The following is a 17,327-nucleotide window of genomic DNA, read 5'->3' on the forward strand; positions in this document are numbered from 1 at the left end:
TTTCGAATATTAAAAAACTAACTCTCTGAATCCCAAACTTCGATAAACTTAAGTCCACTCAGGTTATTAGATTCTACTACTTTTTTAAATGCATCAGATACGAATACCATCCATACTAAACTCTCATCCAGATATACACGAAAGATATTCTCTCTTTCCACTTTTTCTTTTACAAATGCATATTTTTCAAATACCAAGCGTAATCCTGTAGATAATTTTTTAATAACTGCTCGATCATAATCAATAGCATCGATTGCATTTGTAACATGGATAGCAAAAAAATTTCTTTCAGGATGAGCCAATGGCAATGCTTCTGCTTTATCCTGTAAAAAGTGTTGTGTAACATATAATGCCCTTTCACTAAAAACAGGAATAGACCAGTCCCAGAAATGAGGACAATCACTCTTTTTTCCTTCCTCTATTGTGCAAATTTCAACTTCTTTCCAGTTATTTGCTATAGGTGTTACTTGGATTAACATATCATCAATTTTATGATCCCTATCAAAATCAAGTAGCCCTAGCGTCTCAAACCCATTAAAAGTACTTTTCAATTGCCAAATTTTCATAGTACTTCCCCATCAATTTAACTGTAAAGACCCATTCAACAGTTTTGCTCGGATTTCATTCAACACTTCAACTGCCTCTATCTAGAGTCACATAAAAATAGGAAGAGGAAATAGCCCCCTTCCGAACTTTGTTTCTTACTTATTATCATTCCCAGGACTTTTATATAAAGGACATTTCTTTTTGTCCTTAGTTTGTCCCGAACCTCCGCACCTTTCACATCTCACCATTAATAAACCCTCTCTTGTTTTAAATTTTCATTACTTTTTGGTACTCATTCGCCTCATTATCAAGTGGTTTTCCTTCTACCTCAATCCAAGCATGTGAAGAAAAGGGGCCAAGTTTTACACCCAAATACCATTGCACTGACCTTTGCTTTAGTAAAGCCAGCAAAAAAATTGATAACGAGGTTTCTAAACAAGCAACACGTCCCCAAAAAATCTTCCTTGCAGAATAAACACAGCTCGCTATCACTTTTGCTTCCCTTAATGTCATATCCTGCTTGCAGCGTTTCTTGAGTTTCCTCAATAAAGAATAGATGTACTCTATTTTCACTAGTCGAATCCCAATCCATGTAGCAATGATTATGCACCATGCCAAAATCTTATCTCTAGAATGAACTGGTATATCCTGTTCTACCAATGTCATTTCTTTGCTCATGCTTCTACGACCAACCCTTGGTTTATTAGCTCCTTCAAAAATTCCTCCACGTCTGAACGAACTGAACTACTTAGATACCTAGCCTCGTGGTTCATACCCTTTTCTTCCTTGTTCTTGATCCTTTTGATTTTTTTCCATTGGAATTCCTCCTTATGAATTCTTCAATTCCAAGCGCACCCAAGACTTGTCTCCATTTGTTCTTATTACTGGCCGCATCGACTCATAACTTGGTTTCCCTGTATTAACCCACTGGATAGTTAGATTTTCCATTCGATTTGCTATTTCTTTGCTTCCCTCTTCTAAATACATTTGCCCATCGAGATCTATTAGTGCAAATCCAGATGGATCACTAATTCCAATAAAGAAAGTACGATGTAAGTAGGCAGTGGTTAATCCGTCGGGAAGCATAGCCAATAAGAAAGCACGAAACTGATTCGCTTCATCACCTCCTTCAATTAAGGGGGCTTTGGGTCTTGCCTTCCTTAACATTTCAACCCATTCTTTCGTTTCTTCCCCTTTTCGTAACCACTCTGTGCTCACCCAAGTAACAACCTCATCTCCTTCTTTTAAAACAAAATCTGCGTCCATTTCAGGCCCAAAAGTCTCATAATGCGGAGTATCATTCATCAGAATGTACCCTCCTGGAACAACCATATCACCTTGCATACTTTCGCCATTTTTCATAAAACGAGCAATTACTGTGGTATCTGCGACCGGTGAGACCTTAAATGGAGCAACAATCATTCCCCGATCTTTAATTTGCTCTACCCACTCGCTAGGTAAGTACTGAGCCGTTGCCCAAGCAACAATTCGGTCATAAGGCATTCCTTGCTTATAACCTTGTCTTCCATCTTTGGTGACAAAGGAGAGATGGGATCTTCCCTGGAATAGTCTCTTTGCCCGTTCAGTCATTTCTGGCTCAATATCGATGGAGACAATCGTTCCCCCATTACCGACTAAATATTCCAATAGCGCTGTGCTATATCCAGAGCCTGTTCCAATTTCAAGTACATTCATGCCTAATTCAACGTCCAAAAGCTCGAGTGATTTTACAATTCCTCTAGTTGCAGTTGTCTGTGTAATCTGTGTTCCGTCCGGTCTCAATACATAAGCATCACGATTCACCGCTACCACTGCTTCCCCAACTCGACTCATATCCATAACCTCCAAACTTATAAGAGTGCAAAATTGATTCTTCTTTTATTTTCGTCTCCCTTCTGGCTAGATAAAATTAAATACCTTACATTCGCTTCCATCTTTCAAAACAATAATCCGTACATTATCAAACGAACAATCACCATCATCAACTGAAAATTGGCAATCTAAATTATCAACGTACCGCCCCAAACAATCTCTATAAGCTCTTGTTGCATCAAGTCCAAGCGTTACAAAGTCTTCAATGGACTGAAGGTGACCGCAATTAGGACATTCAAATGTTACCTTCTTCAAATTACGATACCTATCTAGCATCTCCCTGTACCATTCTTCATCAGTTTGTCTAATCATAAAACCACACCGCTTACTCGATAATTATTGATTACTTCGTCGTCTCCGTGTTGGAAACGATCACTCCCTCTTCTTACCCTCTTGTAATCGTTCGTGTAATTTGGTATGCCTGTAAAAAAGCCATTTACTTTTTCCTTAACTTTAAGTATCTTTGTTTTTTCGCTCGAATATGAATCAAATGTATCTGATCTGTTGATTCATTATGCCAGTAGCGTCCTTCTACTTTCTCCGTTAATTAGAAACCCCTTTCTGGCAATTCCATTTATGCTATTAATGGAAATAATCTATTTACTTGTATGGGCCATTTTTATATGGCTCTTTTTTTCTTGTCCGCAAATATGTCATAGGATCTCCCTGTTATCAGCCGAATCCCATTCGTCATATCCGCTTCGATAACATCGAGTAGCGGAATCTGAATTTCCACTCCATCCCGGCAAAGCAGTTGGGCAATTCGCATTCGCCGCCGTGGATTTGGACTCCGGTTAACGTAGCAGGTTACTGAGATTTTGTCTTCGGGCTGAAGCCCTTGGATAAAATTTTCGTGTTTTTTTACAATAAGGTCTGGGCGACGATCCAAATCCATTAGAAACAGTTGAACCTGATTCGCGTTGCCTTCAACTTGGAGTTTTAACACTTAAAATCACCTCATTGGAGTTATTTTGTTGTTGTATACGCAGTATAAAACAAGATAAAAAATCATGCAAATCAATAAATTTTAACTATTTTAATCGTTTGCTTAGGTTAATTCTTCCCTTAAAATTCAGTCGAAACCAAATAATTCAGTTGAATTAAACTTAAATCAAGAATAGTTATACCGAAAAAAGGCGGCTTCTCCAGTAAGGCGAGTTGATAAATTCAGAAAAATAAATTATCATTTCGCTAATAGGAGGGTTGCTATGTGGTATTTAGATGATCGAAAGCAACTTGGTAAAATCCTTCGAGAACGAAGAATTAAGCTTGGACTTAAACAAAAAGACTTAGTTGACAATCTTTTAACATCTGCGACAATTAGCAATATCGAGCTAGGAAAGAAAAAAGTAGGGATACAAAAAATTTCCTACTACTGCCAAAAGCTCAACTGGAAACTAGAAAAAATCCCACAATACCTTGAAGAAACTAAAAAGAAAGAACTTGACTATATTTCCAAGCTAAAGTTAAGCCTGAAGTCAATTGAAAGTGACATTTTTTGTGTAAGCCCCGACTTTGCAATAAAAAGACTCAAAGAATTAGACCTTCCAAACGATCCATATATCCAAGCAACCGTCGAATATTTGAAGGGAAAATGCTTTTATAAAAAAGGGAGATGGGATAAGTCTAAAGAACATTACAATGAGTGTATTCGCCTCTTTGATGAACATAAGGAGCTTTCCAAGTCTAATCTGAAGTCAGCCTGCTTTTATGGACTAGCGAGAGTTTACTATCGCAAAAACAATCTTGAACAAGCGTTAAAACTGCTTCAAAAAGGGCTAACTGTTTTTAAAGAAGAAGGAGAAAGAAATTACTACAAACATTACCTTCTTATAAGTGAAGCAATATATTTAAGTAAATTGGGCTTTACAAATGCAGCTATGAAAGCATTAGAAAGAATGTGGAATTACTTATCTGAGATGGACACTGAAACCCAATTAACTATGTATAGTCTTCAAGCGATTCTTCACAATGAACTTAAGAATCATGATGAAGCAATATCATGTATCAATAAAGCTATTGATATGGCTCAACGCTCTAAACACTTCGACCATTGTTTTGAGCTTTGGACGACACTTGGCGTTTCTTATAAGAACTTAGGCGACTTTGATTCAGCAAAAACCTGCTTCAACACAGCATACCGATTTAAAAATAAGCTTCGAGACAAGTATTTACTACCAGCATATAACTACACGGAATTGGGGAAACTCTACAAACAGATAAACAATTTGGAACTTGCTGAAAAATACCTAATCTCAGCAGTTAAATTAAGTAAAAAAGTAAATAATGGACTTAAACAATTGGAAGCCCAATTTGCTTTAGGTGAATGTTTCTTTCAGCAAAACAAAATAACTGAGGCTATTCAACAATTTGATGAAGCTGGTAAAATAGCCGAAAGGCATTTTACTAATAAAGAAAAAAATATTATGCTAAAATTAGCACAATGCTATGAGAAAAGGGACACAGTAAAATACAACAAATATCTTTCCCGTTTCTATGAGCTCAGTATAAAATCCCAGAATGGAGGTGAATTAACTATGCACCAAAGCTATTCCCAGAATCCACATGCTGAAAAGGAGTTCCAGCCAGAACCACCCGATGACTAAATGCTATACACAATTATTTATGTAATGAAGAACCCATCTAAAAATAAATGGGTTCTTCTTTTTTGGGAAAGTTGTTAAATCCGTTTGATGCTAACTTCTTTTCTGTTGTTTTTAACCGCCTTTTCAACCACATCACAAATCTTCGCCACATAAGCCGTATCCACAATCTCCTTCCCATCCACCATCACTCTGTACCTCGGTTTCGGCTTGTCTACTTTTTCCTTTTCCATAAGATCTCAATTCCTTTCTGAAGCTGTGGAGGGATAGGCAGCCCCATTCGGCCCACATTCTCCAGAATGGAAAGCACCTCATTAACCAAATAAAAAAGCACCGTTCCATCTCGGAACAAGTGCTGATTCCCCAATGAGGTATCGATAAGATGGACCACTGCAATAAGCGCGAATACCATCACTTTTTTGGTGATTCCCATCATCCCCACCTGACTGGATAACTTCCCTTCTTTACAGGCCGCGAAAAAGCCACTCACATAGTCAATCACTACAAAAATCAACAGAGCCTTTAATGAATTTGACCACCCCCCCATACAGTTAGGCCACCAATCCACCTACGGCCCCAACAGAAAATTTAAAAATAAACTCACTCCAGTTTTCAATGATCTGCATCGTACAACCTCTGTAAAACATGAAAAAGCGACTTACTGATAAAAATCCAGTAAAGCCGCCTTCAGCTCGCTTAATATTGATTTCAATTCTTCCAATGAAGAAGACTGATCAAAGTTCATAGAAGAGACCTTCTCACAAAACACCTCTTTCGGATCAGGAGGCTGAGGGGTAGGAGGAGCAGGAACATGTCGCTGAACGATATCGGTTGCCACTTGAATTAATTCCGACAGATTATCATCGGCAAAATGAAAAGGGCTCCGCAATCGCGGAACCCTTTATGTTTGGCGGAGAGAGTGGGATTCGAACCCACGGTACGGGTAATTCCCGCACAACGGTTTTCGAGTTATGCGTACTGCAAAAATAGCGGATAATAAGAGCCAAAAAACCCAAACAAACCGCCAACTCAGCCAATCTCGGTTATCCCGAATAACCCCCGAACAATGCCGCACGTTAGAAGGTTTGTTAGAAGGTCTGTTAGAAGCCTCATTCCCCTCGAAAATGGCCCTCATTTTCGCTCATCTCGCCAATTTTTATTGAACATTGTTCGAACAAGATTAGGGATTAATTTTCTGAATCCCAAACTTCATTAAACTGAAATCCAACCAACCCATTAGACTCAACAGCTTCTTTAAACTCATTAGAAACAAACACCATCGAGCGAATCCGGTCATCTAAGAAAATGCGAAAAATGTGTTCACCTTTAACCTTTTCCTTAATAAACGCATACTTTTCAAATCCTACTCTAAGCCCAGAACTCAATTGTCTGATAACTGCGCGATTGTAATCAATTGCATCAATTGCATTCATAACATGAATAGCAAAATAATTTTTTTCTGGATGGGCAAGTGACAATACCTCTACTTTATCCTTCAAAAAATCTTGGGTTACATCAAGGGCTCTCTCACTGAAAACAGGTGTAGCTGAATGACCCCAAAACTGTGGGCAATCGCTAGACTCCCCTTCTTCCAATGTATATACTTTAACTTCTTCCCAGACATCTGCTAAAGGAGTAATGGAATTAAACCTTTCCTTAAAATATTTTTCATAATCTTGATCGAAATTCACTAGCTGTATTGTTTCAAAACGTTCATCCAAAGACGCCTTTAACTCCCATATTTTCACGTTCGTTCCTCCATTACTAATGTTAAAAACAGTATAACACTTTTTTTGAGCATCAATTCAATGACAATGATCCATTTAAAAGCTTAGCCCGTATGTCATTCAACTCATCTACAGCATCAGCAGTTGTCCCACCAGCATCTCTTACTTCTCTCAAACGATTAGTGACATATTCAATATATGCGCGAGAGTGATTTCCTCGATGCAATGACTCGCTCCCAACATACTTTCCTTGTGGATGCTTACTGTCAACGTAAGGCAAAAACACTCCATTCGCTGCAGAGTTTTCGTTTATGCCAAATTCCCTCATCAGCTGTTGAGCTTCTCGCGCTCTCGGATCATTCCAAGGGATAATATGATGCGCGGCATTAGGATAAGGAGGAGTTTCGACACCTGCCTTCTTGAGCTCTTCACGCAATATAGCGGATGCCTGTGTACCTTCCTTATAATCACCTGCTAACTGAGTACGATTACTAACTAAGGTAGAATATCCCTGAGCTGAATTTACTTTTGCTCCACTACTACTATTTGTTTTACTGCTCCCGCCACCCCGATCCGCTTGAGCATACAAACACTCAATAAAATTCCCATTACCGAATTTAATCAGCGCAAAATATCGTGGGGTCTGCTGGTAACCAAAGCATTTATCAACGTTTTGAACAGTAGGCTTTATCTTTGCCACAACTGGGCCTGCATGCTTTTCAATCGCAGCCGTCGCTTTGTTGATAAGCGGTTGTACCAATGGGTACGTACCAGAAGCAAAACCAACTAAAGTGGCTCCAGCCAAACCAGAGAGAACAGCCCGTTTCCAGTTCAGCTCTTTCCCTCTTAACCAGTCATCCACGCCACTGGTGATGGCCCCTTCTGTTGCCACCATGGCTCCCATTTTGCTAAAGAGACCGCCTGCCATGCGTTGAACAAAAGCTGGCGCTTTACCAAGGATCTGCTTACCACCACTGATGATTGGGCCTAGGAAACGTGATCCTGTGATAGCAGCACCAAGTCCTGGCGCAAACTTCGTCAAGCCAGAAAAGAACGCACTCGCTACTCCACCGCCAATGGCACCAGCCGCGCCACCAATAGCCGCTCCCAACATCACCGTCTTGTCCACTTTGCCGCCATTAAGTAATGCGCCGAAACCAAGTGAAAGACCCCAGTTCGCCAACAGCATGAGTCCCAATGGTTCCATCCCAGGAATAAGTAGAAGACCCACTCCAGCAATAATCATCCCAGCTGAAGCAACAGCTTCTTTATTCTCCTTCACCCATTGCCATGCGCTGTCAAAAGCGTTGGTTGTATTATTCCATAGTGATTGAGTGACTTCCCCCAAATCTTTGTTTTTTACGTTTTCCCATGCTTCAGATAATCCTTTTTTGAATTTGCTTTTTAATGATTGATAACCTGATGTTAGATCGTTTACCCACTGTGGTCGTCCAAAAAGATCGTCCTTTCGTTCCTCAAGTGATTGTTCTTTAGGACTTTCATCCACTGAGGCAACCATGTTTTGTCCTGTGAGCACTTGCATGATCTTATCCTTTAGTGATCCTTGCACTTCTCATCACTTGGTTTAACAATAAAGCCAGTGCAACACCACAGGCGATTACGATGATATATTCCATCGTTGGCGACCCTTTACGACTCTGTAGAACCTTGGCCATTCTACCTAAGAATCTTTTCAATAGGCGTTCACCTTCCGATTGATGTTTTGTGTACAATCCTATTTTATGTCAACCGGAAATGTCAGGAAATAGATTAAGTTATAAACTTTTTATATTAGCAAAAATAAATAAAAAGACAAAAGCAACGGAATCTCCGTTGCTTGCAATAAACCAACATTGAAACGATACACTTGAAAATGATTTTTCATACCGATGAGTTAATACTGTGTTTATACCAATCCAATACGGGTGCAACAATAGATGTCATGATTTTCGGATCGGGATCAGGTGAAATTTCCATCTCAGGTGCATCTGGATAAAATTTTCTCAAAAACAGATTGATACATATCCAAATATCAATTGTTCTATACTCTATAAGAGACATCCACTTATCCAACTCTTCCTTTGTTGTTGTACTTAGTAGTGCATATGCCCACACTTCCCTTACACCGCATTCACTTGATTCTTTGTGTACCTTACTCCAATATTTTTCTCTCTCTAACTGGTCAACGGGGTCTCCTAAACCCTGTATAGCCACTTTTTTTACCATCGGAGACTCATCATTTGTATGTCTCCATATTTCATCCCTTGTTAGCTTTTCTTTTTTGATCAACATTGTTAAGGCCAAAGCTCTCTCCAATGGATTTTTGGATAGAATAGATTGATTTTCATCGGTTACCTTTACTAACGGCTCTGTAGATGGCGGTTTACTATTCCGGTAGCCCTCTTTTAATAATTGAATGGCCTTATCTCCATTTACAATTGGAGCTGGAAAATCCTCTATAACGTCCCCTACCTCTGTTAACGAATTTCGTATATCATTTGGAGTAAACTCTGGCATGATGGACATAAGGTATGCACACAAACCAGCAACCACGGTGGAAGCACCACAAGTGCCTCCAAAGTAATTCAATCCTTCTCCCGTTAAACTAGGTAAAGGTAAGTATGTATAGGGGGCGAGTAGATCAGGCCTCCAATAACCATCGCCGTTTAAACCATACGATGCTGAAGGATGTTGTTCATACCTGCTTTTTTCATTCACTCCTTTATCGTTAAATCCACCAACTACAAAAAACGAATTAGGATGTAAATTGTTAAGGGCTTTGGAATTTCCCCCAGCCGCAACAACTAACAGCCCAGCATCTAAAGCTGGTTGCATAGCCTGCACATCTATATCTTGATTCGTTGGAGACATCCAACCAAATGGTTGTGGAACCCACAAATTTAATAAAATTCTAGCATTCCAGTCTTGATCCAATATCCATTCTAAACCTGCCTTTATTCGATCTGGTTTGCTTGTAGGAAGGAAAATAAAGTTTGCCGATGGTGCTAAGCCTGAATACAAATTCCCTTTGAATTCCAATGATTGATGGGCTAAAAGGCTAAGAACCATTAATCCATGTTCAGTATCTCTCGTTACTTTTTCTGTTAATGGCTCCTCAAACACATCCGAACAGGTAATGGTAAGATCTTTATGGACTTTGACCTGCTTTACCCTACCTTTTAAATGGTGTAAGGAAATATGGGGAACAATATAATCCAAAATAATAATACCAATTACCTGACCTGAATTTTCTTCAAGCGGTTCCTTAAGTCCGATTCTTTTCCAAGTGGGTTCAACGATCATCGTTTGATCCACTCCCATAGTAAATTTTAATAACCATGATGTCTAAGCCAAAGTTCTAAGCCGAAAGTTTTCAATATTATTCCAAGTCCGTTATTAAAACCATATTTAAATCGTTCAACAGCATCTTGCAACACGTCTTTCTTAATCCGAAGTCAGCTGCACGAGATGTTTGAATGATTTCATTTACAAACCGAGCCTCTTGGTAAAATCCCTTACGAAAGATTTCTGTGAAGAAACTATTATCCGGCTTCATTATAATCTCTCTAGGTATTGTATTTCGAAGCCCTTCTCTGATTCACCTTTTTTTATGGCTCATCTCTAGCTTTGCAAAAGACGGTAATGAAAATACAAACTCGATCAGCCGTGCTTCCACCAACTCTGCCAATTGCAACGCAACATCTGCCTCCCTAAGTCCAAAACCAACTGCACCCGTGTCTGGGCCACCATGCCCAGGATCAATGACTACTTTCATCTTTATCCTTCTCCTTTCCTTTTCCGTAAGATCTCAATTCCTTTCTGAAGCTGTGGAGGGATAGGCAGCCCCATTCGGCCCGCATTCTCCAGAATGGAAAGCACCTCATTAACCAAATAAAAAAGCACCGTTCCATCTAGGAACAAGTGCTGATTCCCCAATGAGGTATCGATAAGATGGGCCACCGCAATAAGCGCGAATACCATCACTTTTTTGGTGATTCCCATCATCCCCACCTGACTGGATAACTTCCCTTCTTTACAGGCCGCGAAAAAGCCACTCACATAGTCAATCACTACAAAAATCAACAGAGCCTTTAATGAATTTGACCACCCCCCCATACAGTTAGGCCACCAATCCACCTACGGCCCCAACAGAAAATTTAAAAATAAACTCACTCCAGTTTTCAATGATCTGCATCGTACAACCTCTGTAAAACATGAAAAAGCGACTTACTGATAAAAATCCAGTAAAGCCGCCTTCAGCTCGCTTAATATTGATTTCAATTCTTCCAATGAAGAAGACTGATCAAAGTTCATAGAAGAGACCTTCTCACAAAACACCTCTTTCGGATCAGGAGGCTGAGGGGTAGGAGGAGCAGGAACATGTCGCTGAACAATATCGGTTGCCAACTAAATTAATTCCGACAGATTATCATCGGCAAAATGAAAAGGGCTCCGCAATCGAGGAACCCTTTATGTTTGGCGGAGAGAGAGGGATTCGAACCCTCGGTACGGGTTACCCCGCACAACGGTTTTCGAGTTCGATTTCATACCCTCCTCTTAGGTTTACGGGGGTTTAATACACCTTAATTTAAAGGGTTTATTCATCTCTAAGTTTACCTATGTTCAGGTCAAAATAAGTCGCGTGGTAGAACGTTTGGTAGAACAAATGGTAGAAGGTTCTTCCTCACCATTTCCTTAATGGATATACAACCCGACCTTTTAAAAAGTCGGGCCATTTCAAATTTATTCTTTCACTTTTAGTAATCGCAATCCGTTTAACGTAACAATCAATGTTGCGCCCATATCCGCGAAGATTGCCATCCAGAGAGTCCGCCAACCCGGAATGATGAGTAACAGAGCTAATGTCTTGATTACTAAGGAGAAAGTAATATTTTGTTAAATGATTCGTAAGGCTTGTCGGCTTAATTATCCACAGCATTGTGGGTAAATCAACCATACTTATCAACATTTTATACACACGAATGACTCTTACTTATTACTAGTCCAAATAATGTTATACACATTATCCACAGACCCTACTACTATTACTACTGTTTTGTTATAAACATATAAGATAATAGAAAGAGTTAACTTCAACAGAACACTGGAAACGGTACAAAAAAATAAAGCCTCAGTTGGGCTTATTCATACACTCGCTTTTTTCTCTTTAATGAGTTCAAGTTTCCGTTGCTTCACTTGATCCAACTCGTCAAAGTCATACGGTTGGACTTCATAATACTTCACAACGTCTCCCTCAATCATTCCTATTTTAAACGGTTCATCCTTGATGTAGTACCGTTCCCACACTTGCCAGTATTGTTAGAGTGGATAGCTAAAGTAGAGATAGTTATAGGCGCACTAAGGTGCAACCTATGATTGACATTAACGAAAATGCCACAAACCGCTTTTTATGGTTCAGTCAATTCACCTATATTTAGCGAGAAGGTTTCTTGCATGGCGATGTAAAGGCCCTGCAAGAGCAATGTAATCACCTTTATCAATTCGGCGGAGCATCCGAGTGATAACATAAAGTTGGGCTTGGATTCCTTCTGGAGTATTAAGAATATCGGCAAAGATTTCATATACCCGTTTCGCTATTTTGGGAACTAGTAAACTATAACAATATAAAGTGGCAGCATCATATCCGGCAGGTGCCAAGCCCCAACCTTCCCAATCAAGAATAGTCAGCTCTGGAGCCATTAAGTTAGCCCAATGTAAATCCCTATGGGCTGTAGTCCATTTAGTCACTTTAGAGTTAACATCATCACCATAAAAAACTAAAAATTGATGGGTGACGTCTTCTTGATTCGTTAAAATACGATCTGTTTCCCAACAAGAAAGCTTTAAAAGAGAATTACGTAATGCAAACCACCAATTTTCCGGGAGATCAATATAAGCTCTAATTTCCTGTGTGGAAGAACAGACAAGACCTTTAACAAAAGACATTAACTCTGCCCGCAATTGAATTTTCCCATCTTCCCACTCGTAAATATCAATCACATAAGGTTTTGGGATTCCTTTAATGTTATTAGCGGCAAAATTACCTTCCCACCAAACTTCTTGTATCCACTTTTTCCTTTCGGAAACTACACGGAGCCAAAACTCATCCTGATTCCGAATGGCTTTGGAGCCAATGGATCGATCATGCCATCCGAAAGTTGGTTTCCCCTGTAAGACTACATTAAAATAGGAGGTAGCGTTCAATATAGCTTTAGACATATATGTTCGATAATCTTCCAACCCATCCACTGTTACTCCTCCTCATTCAAAATATAACGCAAATAAAAATCCGGGTCTTCCAAATAACGGCGCCAGTGGTTAACTAAAGAAGTCTCCTTCCAAGGAACCCTTTCAATCCCATGAGGCCCTAGTTCGATAATTTCTGAGCCAGGGAGTGCTGTCAACAGTGGAGAATGAGTGGCACAGATCACCTGTCCTCCTATGGTAGCCAGACGATGAATGAGAGCAATGAGACGCAAACAGGAAGAAAAGGAAAGCGCCGCCTCTGGCTCATCCATTAGATATAAGCCAGGATCAGAAAACATTGTATTAAGCACGGTGAGGAATCCCTCACCGTGGCTCATTTCCATCACATTTTCCTCCCAATATCCCGGTAAACCTGTAACAAAAGACATAAATCCAAAAGCAGTCTCTGCCCGTAAAAAGTAACCTTTCCTACTCCTTGGAGATGCAAAACGTTTTGCCCAAATAGGAGTATAGTGTAATTCTACAACTTCTCCCAACGGTGTTTTGGGACGGTCGTTCACAAACTTACGCCCTGCACGGCCTCCATGCGCATCCAATCCATAAGCTTCGGCAATCGCTTCAACAATCGTCGACTTTCCTGACCCATTTTCACCTACCAAAAAGGTGACGGGTTTTGTAAACTTAAACCCCTTCTCTATAATCTGCCTAACTGCTGGAACATTAAATGGCCATTGATTTTGGTTTGCTGAATCGATTTGGCAAGAAACTTTATTTATAATCAACTATTTACCACCCTTTATTATCTCCTCCATAATAATCTGGCCAGCAAATTCTACCCGGATGACATGGGTTACAAGCTGGGGAACACTTTGGTGGACACTGTGGCTCACAGAGGTCTTTTGGTCTACACTTTGTTTCCGGCCAACATTCATCATCGTCATCATCAGAACCCATATATATAAAATATTCCTTAAGTTGTTCGCGTGCATTTACTACTTCCTGACTCGATAACAACTCAATTAGCGATTGTTTCAACACATTCCCCAAAGTCATCCACCGGGAAAATACACACGGCCAAACATCACCTGACGGGGAAATCGCCAAAACTCCATCCGCGCAACCTCCACACAACTGATCTAGTCCAGGTTGAGCATCCCGGACGCCTCTGCCAACTTGACGTAAATTATCATAACCAATTTTATTTTCGTCCACACCCAAGTCAATTAGTAACTGTTTCGCCTGCTCTACCCGCTGATCCTCTTGTACCCCAATAATCCCTGCCCGTATAGGAATTTTACGTCGAACAGCCTCTTTAATCCCTGCTTTCGTTGATTCAAAGCTTTTTCGATTTGTAATGGACGCATGTTCATTTGCATCATCAGAGTACCAACTAGTTGCTAATGATACACCCATTTCAGAAAACAAATCCCATTGAGATGGGGTAATATAAACCAAGTTTGAAAAAACCTCTACCTCAATCCCTCGTTCAACAGCCAACCTCAACAGTTCCGAAAAATTAGGATGTAGTGTTGGTTCTCCCCCAATGAATTGCAATGAATTTACACCAAGGTCTGCTGCATCCTCAATAACCCGTGCCCAACTATCCTTAGTCATATGCCCGTGTGTTCCATTAGGTCCACTAGCGGCATAGCAGTGTGTGCATTCTAACTGACACTTTCCAGTGATTTCAAGCCACAAGAAATTTAGTGATTTCTTTCCGTTTGATTCAATATGATGATTAAACATTATTTTCCCCCCTCAATCAATAAGACTGCGGTACCAAGGAATCTGCATCCTTCGTATGGCATTACCTTCAATGATCGTTAACCTATCGTTATGGAGACCCAAATAACCTTTTTTCAATTGCTTTCTAAACATGACATTTGTGGTATAGGCATTTGGATTACTTATAAGCCATTGGTATATGCCTTCAAAATCTTTTAATTGTCTGGGATTCAGATTGAAACTATATCTAGTTTTCCATCTCTTCTTTTTTCTTTGTTGTAATAGGAATCTTCCAGTTTCCTTGCTCATTTTAACTCTGTAATAACCACTGATTTCTTCTACAACATTTCCATCTAACGGAATCGGATTTCTAAAAAAGAATTCTCCAAACCCTACATCAACGAGATATTGCTGATCCAGAGATACAATTACTGCCATATGATCTAGATCAAATCTGGATAAATAACAAGATATTAAAATACAATTGAATCCGAGTTCCTGAAGCAACCAATAAAGCGAATAGTTTAAATGGTAGCAAATACCCCCGGATAATCTGGAAATTGTTTTGCTGACTAGTAATTCAGGGTCATCAAAAGTAATCCAATCATCCCCTCTTTTGAAATAACTGATATTTTGATAAGGTAGTGTAAGTAAGTGTTGATTCTGAATTGTGACAAGCCCAAGATAGTCTAAAGAGAGGTCAGAATAATCAATATCAACAGTCTGTAAATATTGATTTAATAGAATCTATCTTCACCTCCCTTCATCAATCCCAACATATAGAGTGAACATGATCTCCTATTCAAGAACATGTCCACTCCATTTGGATTACTGAACGTACTGCCAAACCCCGTTAATACATGACATTTCCAACACCGTGTTCGCAGGCACTTGATTCTTCTTTATCGCTGTATAATCCGCTTGAAGCGGCATGTACAACGCGCCACTTGCACCGAACCCGACAACCGCCGCAACATTTCCGTTTTTACCGTACATATAGAACACTTCGTTTTTTTGTTTATTCTGAATCGAACTTAAACGCATCACTACAAATTTCAGCCATTTGCCGCATACCAACCGGAAAGCAAATCCTGTTCTAAACAACCCCATCCGATCAACATCCCACCGAACTTTTTTACACGTTCCAAAATCTAATTTCCATCTTCCTTCACTTCAACCGTACAAATAAGATGGTTCTGATACCGTTGGATTTCACTTAGAAGTTGTACAACATTCGCTACATTAGCTACCAACTGGTTCACATCAGTTACCATCCACGCTTGGCGCATTAAACTTTCACAATTCGCCAAGTCCTTACACATCATGCGCATAGCTACCACTTCTTCATCGCTCATAACCCGGTCTTTGTCGACGTATTCCGTCACATCGTCCACTAACTCTATTAACTCGTCATAAGCATCGTCTAGGTGACTTTCACGGATAAAAACCCTTACAATCTCTTTGATAATGTGGTTAACATCAAAGCCCCATGTTTCTATTCGGGCTTCTTCCAACGAACGGTCTAGCACATGTGCATCCCTCAACACCCGATTTATTTTCTTTTGATTGGTTCGGATGTGTTGCAAAGACTTTTGTATATCACGAATAATCATTGTTAACTTCGCGGAAAAATCGGAAATTGACATACTGTTTCCTTCCTAGGCAGTTTCATCCTCAATGTACTACTGAAGAAACTTCCAAACCCCATTGTCATAAGTCAAATCAATAACCTGCTTTGGTGGCTCGATTGGCACAATAGCTGCACTCTCAAACCCAAACGAAATCCAATCCATTTCACCGACACTCTCATGATTGATGTTGAAAAAGCCATTTCTGCTCATACAAAGTACCTCCTATTTTTGAATAAGAAGAATTTCCTTTTAAACAATCCCATCCGATCCACATCACGTCTGACCTTCTTGCATTGCTCCAATGTAACTCCATGTGTATTTAAAAACCGTTGTATTTTTTTCTGAGATTTGATGACCTTTCTTTTTCCAGTAGAAACATGAACAACATTGAGCTTTTTTTCTAGATCATCAAAATAGAAACGTATTTCCTCCACGCATTTGGCTCCTTTCTACTACTCCACTCACTATCCAAATGCTATAATAGAGGCAACGTTATATTTTTGAATCTTGGGCCAATTTTGTTTGGCTCTCTTTTTTGTTAAAAAATATCGAATGTTCTGCCATAGATTGAGATAGTTTTACCTATCTTTACCTCCATAAAATGCACCAAAGGAATTTCTAAATCTCCACTTACTGTACTCAAGACACACTTTATAAAGCGTTGTTTCTCGTCACCAAGATAACAAGTCATTTTCACTCGATCTTGTTTTTGAACTTCTCCGCAATTGAAGGCGCCATCAAACAAGTCAACATATGGTTGACATTCGATTTTTTCAATGAAAGGTTTTATTTCTTCAGAAGTTCCTTCCATATTTAATATCATTTATTTTTCCACCCCCTTATTTACCCCTTTTTTAAATCGGCCCCAGAAATCAATTGAAATCAACTACTTTTGTTCTTATATAACCAAATTATAAGCCAATTCCAAAAACAAGTTCAATAATTTTCCTGTTTAAAATTGACTTTAAACATTTTCGATTTCTATCTGTATAGTAGGACGAAACAACGCTTCCCAA

Annotated in this window: 22 protein-coding genes and 1 pseudogene; 1 reads left to right on the plus strand and 22 read right to left on the minus strand. The window is 39.5% G+C overall.

Translation table 11 applies throughout. The annotated features are described in order from the left end of the window. Positions 1–17 precede the first annotated feature (17 nt). The 5 genes from QQZ12_RS14825 to QQZ12_RS14845 all read right to left on the minus strand — a co-directional run bounded on the left by QQZ12_RS14825 (position 18) and on the right by QQZ12_RS14845 (position 3,364). Positions 18–566, minus strand: a complete 549-nt coding sequence (locus QQZ12_RS14825; protein WP_102991201.1) for an imm11 family protein — start codon at positions 564–566, stop codon at positions 18–20. Between the two features lie 247 nt (positions 567–813). Next, on the minus strand, positions 814–1,224 hold the full coding sequence (locus QQZ12_RS14830) for a lasso peptide biosynthesis B2 protein (RefSeq protein WP_102991200.1): 411 nt from the start codon (positions 1,222–1,224) through the stop codon (positions 814–816). A gap of 150 nt (positions 1,225–1,374) precedes the next feature. Beyond that, positions 1,375–2,394 carry a protein-L-isoaspartate O-methyltransferase family protein gene (locus QQZ12_RS14835; protein ID WP_321195625.1) on the minus strand — a complete coding sequence of 340 codons (1,020 nt, stop codon included), beginning with the start codon at positions 2,392–2,394 and terminating at the stop codon, positions 1,375–1,377. Between the two features lie 51 nt (positions 2,395–2,445). Continuing rightward, complete coding sequence (locus QQZ12_RS14840; protein WP_123827394.1) at positions 2,446–2,730, minus strand: VVA0879 family protein; 285 nt, start codon at positions 2,728–2,730, stop codon at positions 2,446–2,448. A 307-nt stretch (positions 2,731–3,037) separates the two neighbouring features. Next, the gene (locus QQZ12_RS14845; protein WP_102991198.1) at positions 3,038–3,364 is read right to left on the minus strand and encodes a hypothetical protein; all 327 of its coding nucleotides are present in this window, start codon (positions 3,362–3,364) and stop codon (positions 3,038–3,040) included. 262 nt (positions 3,365–3,626) lie between these two features. On the opposite strand from QQZ12_RS14845, the gene QQZ12_RS14850 reads away from it, so the two are divergent. Then, positions 3,627–5,024 (plus strand): helix-turn-helix domain-containing protein, encoded by a 1,398-nt coding sequence (locus QQZ12_RS14850; RefSeq protein WP_102991197.1) that lies wholly within the window; start codon positions 3,627–3,629, stop codon positions 5,022–5,024. 74 nt (positions 5,025–5,098) lie between these two features. Here QQZ12_RS14850 and QQZ12_RS14855 read toward each other — a convergent pair whose 3' ends face one another. The 17 genes and pseudogenes from QQZ12_RS14855 to QQZ12_RS14935 all read right to left on the minus strand — a co-directional run bounded on the left by QQZ12_RS14855 (position 5,099) and on the right by QQZ12_RS14935 (position 17,134). After that, on the minus strand, positions 5,099–5,254 hold the full coding sequence (locus QQZ12_RS14855; RefSeq protein WP_189318937.1) for a hypothetical protein: 156 nt from the start codon (positions 5,252–5,254) through the stop codon (positions 5,099–5,101). Next, on the minus strand, positions 5,236–5,568 hold the full coding sequence (locus tag QQZ12_RS14860) for a phage holin family protein (RefSeq protein ID WP_189318936.1): 333 nt from the start codon (positions 5,566–5,568) through the stop codon (positions 5,236–5,238). The genes QQZ12_RS14855 and QQZ12_RS14860 overlap by 19 nt, the downstream gene beginning before the upstream one ends. 111 nt (positions 5,569–5,679) lie before the next feature. After that, positions 5,680–5,910 carry a hypothetical protein gene (locus QQZ12_RS14865; protein ID WP_284724601.1) on the minus strand — a complete coding sequence of 77 codons (231 nt, stop codon included), beginning with the start codon at positions 5,908–5,910 and terminating at the stop codon, positions 5,680–5,682. Between the two features lie 298 nt (positions 5,911–6,208). Continuing rightward, complete coding sequence (locus tag QQZ12_RS14870; RefSeq protein ID WP_284724602.1) at positions 6,209–6,769, minus strand: imm11 family protein; 561 nt, start codon at positions 6,767–6,769, stop codon at positions 6,209–6,211. 52 nt (positions 6,770–6,821) lie between these two features. Further along, positions 6,822–8,291 (minus strand): AHH domain-containing protein, encoded by a 1,470-nt coding sequence (locus QQZ12_RS14875; protein WP_284724603.1) that lies wholly within the window; start codon positions 8,289–8,291, stop codon positions 6,822–6,824. Between the two features lie 338 nt (positions 8,292–8,629). Continuing rightward, positions 8,630–10,051: a S8/S53 family peptidase gene (locus tag QQZ12_RS14880; protein ID WP_284724604.1), complete on the minus strand. Its 1,422-nt coding sequence runs from the start codon at positions 10,049–10,051 to the stop codon at positions 8,630–8,632. Between the two features lie 295 nt (positions 10,052–10,346). Beyond that, the gene (locus QQZ12_RS14885) at positions 10,347–10,523 is read right to left on the minus strand and encodes an N-acetylmuramoyl-L-alanine amidase (RefSeq protein ID WP_284724605.1); all 177 of its coding nucleotides are present in this window, start codon (positions 10,521–10,523) and stop codon (positions 10,347–10,349) included. 2 nt (positions 10,524–10,525) lie between these two features. Beyond that, positions 10,526–10,864 (minus strand): phage holin family protein, encoded by a 339-nt coding sequence (locus QQZ12_RS14890; protein ID WP_284724606.1) that lies wholly within the window; start codon positions 10,862–10,864, stop codon positions 10,526–10,528. A 627-nt stretch (positions 10,865–11,491) separates the two neighbouring features. Beyond that, positions 11,492–11,674 (minus strand): annotated as a pseudogene (locus QQZ12_RS14895) (hypothetical protein); the annotation flags it as partial. Positions 11,675–12,172: 498 nt separating this feature from the next. Continuing rightward, complete coding sequence (locus tag QQZ12_RS14900) at positions 12,173–12,997, minus strand: hypothetical protein (protein ID WP_284724607.1); 825 nt, start codon at positions 12,995–12,997, stop codon at positions 12,173–12,175. A 2-nt stretch (positions 12,998–12,999) separates the two neighbouring features. Beyond that, the gene (locus QQZ12_RS14905; RefSeq protein WP_102991195.1) at positions 13,000–13,737 is read right to left on the minus strand and encodes an AAA family ATPase; all 738 of its coding nucleotides are present in this window, start codon (positions 13,735–13,737) and stop codon (positions 13,000–13,002) included. A gap of 4 nt (positions 13,738–13,741) precedes the next feature. Further along, positions 13,742–14,701 (minus strand): radical SAM/SPASM domain-containing protein, encoded by a 960-nt coding sequence (locus tag QQZ12_RS14910; protein ID WP_102991194.1) that lies wholly within the window; start codon positions 14,699–14,701, stop codon positions 13,742–13,744. 12 nt (positions 14,702–14,713) lie between these two features. Further along, the gene (locus QQZ12_RS14915) at positions 14,714–15,427 is read right to left on the minus strand and encodes an arylamine N-acetyltransferase family protein (RefSeq protein ID WP_102991193.1); all 714 of its coding nucleotides are present in this window, start codon (positions 15,425–15,427) and stop codon (positions 14,714–14,716) included. 81 nt (positions 15,428–15,508) lie between these two features. Further along, positions 15,509–15,790, minus strand: a complete 282-nt coding sequence (locus tag QQZ12_RS14920; RefSeq protein WP_102991192.1) for a hypothetical protein — start codon at positions 15,788–15,790, stop codon at positions 15,509–15,511. Positions 15,791–15,831: 41 nt separating this feature from the next. Next, a complete protein-coding gene (locus QQZ12_RS14925) occupies positions 15,832–16,326 on the minus strand; it encodes a hypothetical protein (protein ID WP_102991191.1) in 495 nt (164 codons plus the stop codon). Between the two features lie 36 nt (positions 16,327–16,362). Beyond that, the gene (locus QQZ12_RS14930) at positions 16,363–16,521 is read right to left on the minus strand and encodes a hypothetical protein (protein ID WP_181352827.1); all 159 of its coding nucleotides are present in this window, start codon (positions 16,519–16,521) and stop codon (positions 16,363–16,365) included. Positions 16,522–16,849: 328 nt separating this feature from the next. Beyond that, entirely contained in the window at positions 16,850–17,134 is a 285-nt protein-coding gene (locus QQZ12_RS14935; RefSeq protein ID WP_102991189.1) for a hypothetical protein, read from the minus strand. Positions 17,135–17,327 lie beyond the last annotated feature (193 nt).

The sequence above is a fragment of the Laceyella tengchongensis genome (genome assembly GCF_900182735.1).
Classification (GTDB): domain Bacteria; phylum Bacillota; class Bacilli; order Thermoactinomycetales; family Thermoactinomycetaceae; genus Laceyella; species Laceyella tengchongensis.

Coding starts and splice junctions, on each gene's coding strand:
- QQZ12_RS14885 (WP_284724605.1), bottom strand. CDS start 10,523: ATGAAAGTAGTCATTGATCCTGGGCATGGTGGCCCAGACACGGGTGCA.
- QQZ12_RS14925 (WP_102991191.1), bottom strand. CDS start 16,326: ATGTCAATTTCCGATTTTTCCGCGAAGTTAACAATGATTATTCGTGAT.
- QQZ12_RS14875 (WP_284724603.1), bottom strand. CDS start 8,291: ATGCAAGTGCTCACAGGACAAAACATGGTTGCCTCAGTGGATGAAAGT.
- QQZ12_RS14935 (WP_102991189.1), bottom strand. CDS start 17,134: ATGATATTAAATATGGAAGGAACTTCTGAAGAAATAAAACCTTTCATT.
- QQZ12_RS14880 (WP_284724604.1), bottom strand. CDS start 10,051: ATGATCGTTGAACCCACTTGGAAAAGAATCGGACTTAAGGAACCGCTT.
- QQZ12_RS14930 (WP_181352827.1), bottom strand. CDS start 16,521: ATGAGCAGAAATGGCTTTTTCAACATCAATCATGAGAGTGTCGGTGAA.
- QQZ12_RS14855 (WP_189318937.1), bottom strand. CDS start 5,254: ATGGAAAAGGAAAAAGTAGACAAGCCGAAACCGAGGTACAGAGTGATG.
- QQZ12_RS14850 (WP_102991197.1), top strand. CDS start 3,627: ATGTGGTATTTAGATGATCGAAAGCAACTTGGTAAAATCCTTCGAGAA.
- QQZ12_RS14860 (WP_189318936.1), bottom strand. CDS start 5,568: ATGGGGGGGTGGTCAAATTCATTAAAGGCTCTGTTGATTTTTGTAGTG.
- QQZ12_RS14910 (WP_102991194.1), bottom strand. CDS start 14,701: ATGTTTAATCATCATATTGAATCAAACGGAAAGAAATCACTAAATTTC.
- QQZ12_RS14830 (WP_102991200.1), bottom strand. CDS start 1,224: ATGAGCAAAGAAATGACATTGGTAGAACAGGATATACCAGTTCATTCT.
- QQZ12_RS14920 (WP_102991192.1), bottom strand. CDS start 15,790: ATGGGGTTGTTTAGAACAGGATTTGCTTTCCGGTTGGTATGCGGCAAA.
- QQZ12_RS14890 (WP_284724606.1), bottom strand. CDS start 10,864: ATGGGGGGGTGGTCAAATTCATTAAAGGCTCTGTTGATTTTTGTAGTG.
- QQZ12_RS14840 (WP_123827394.1), bottom strand. CDS start 2,730: ATGATTAGACAAACTGATGAAGAATGGTACAGGGAGATGCTAGATAGG.
- QQZ12_RS14825 (WP_102991201.1), bottom strand. CDS start 566: ATGAAAATTTGGCAATTGAAAAGTACTTTTAATGGGTTTGAGACGCTA.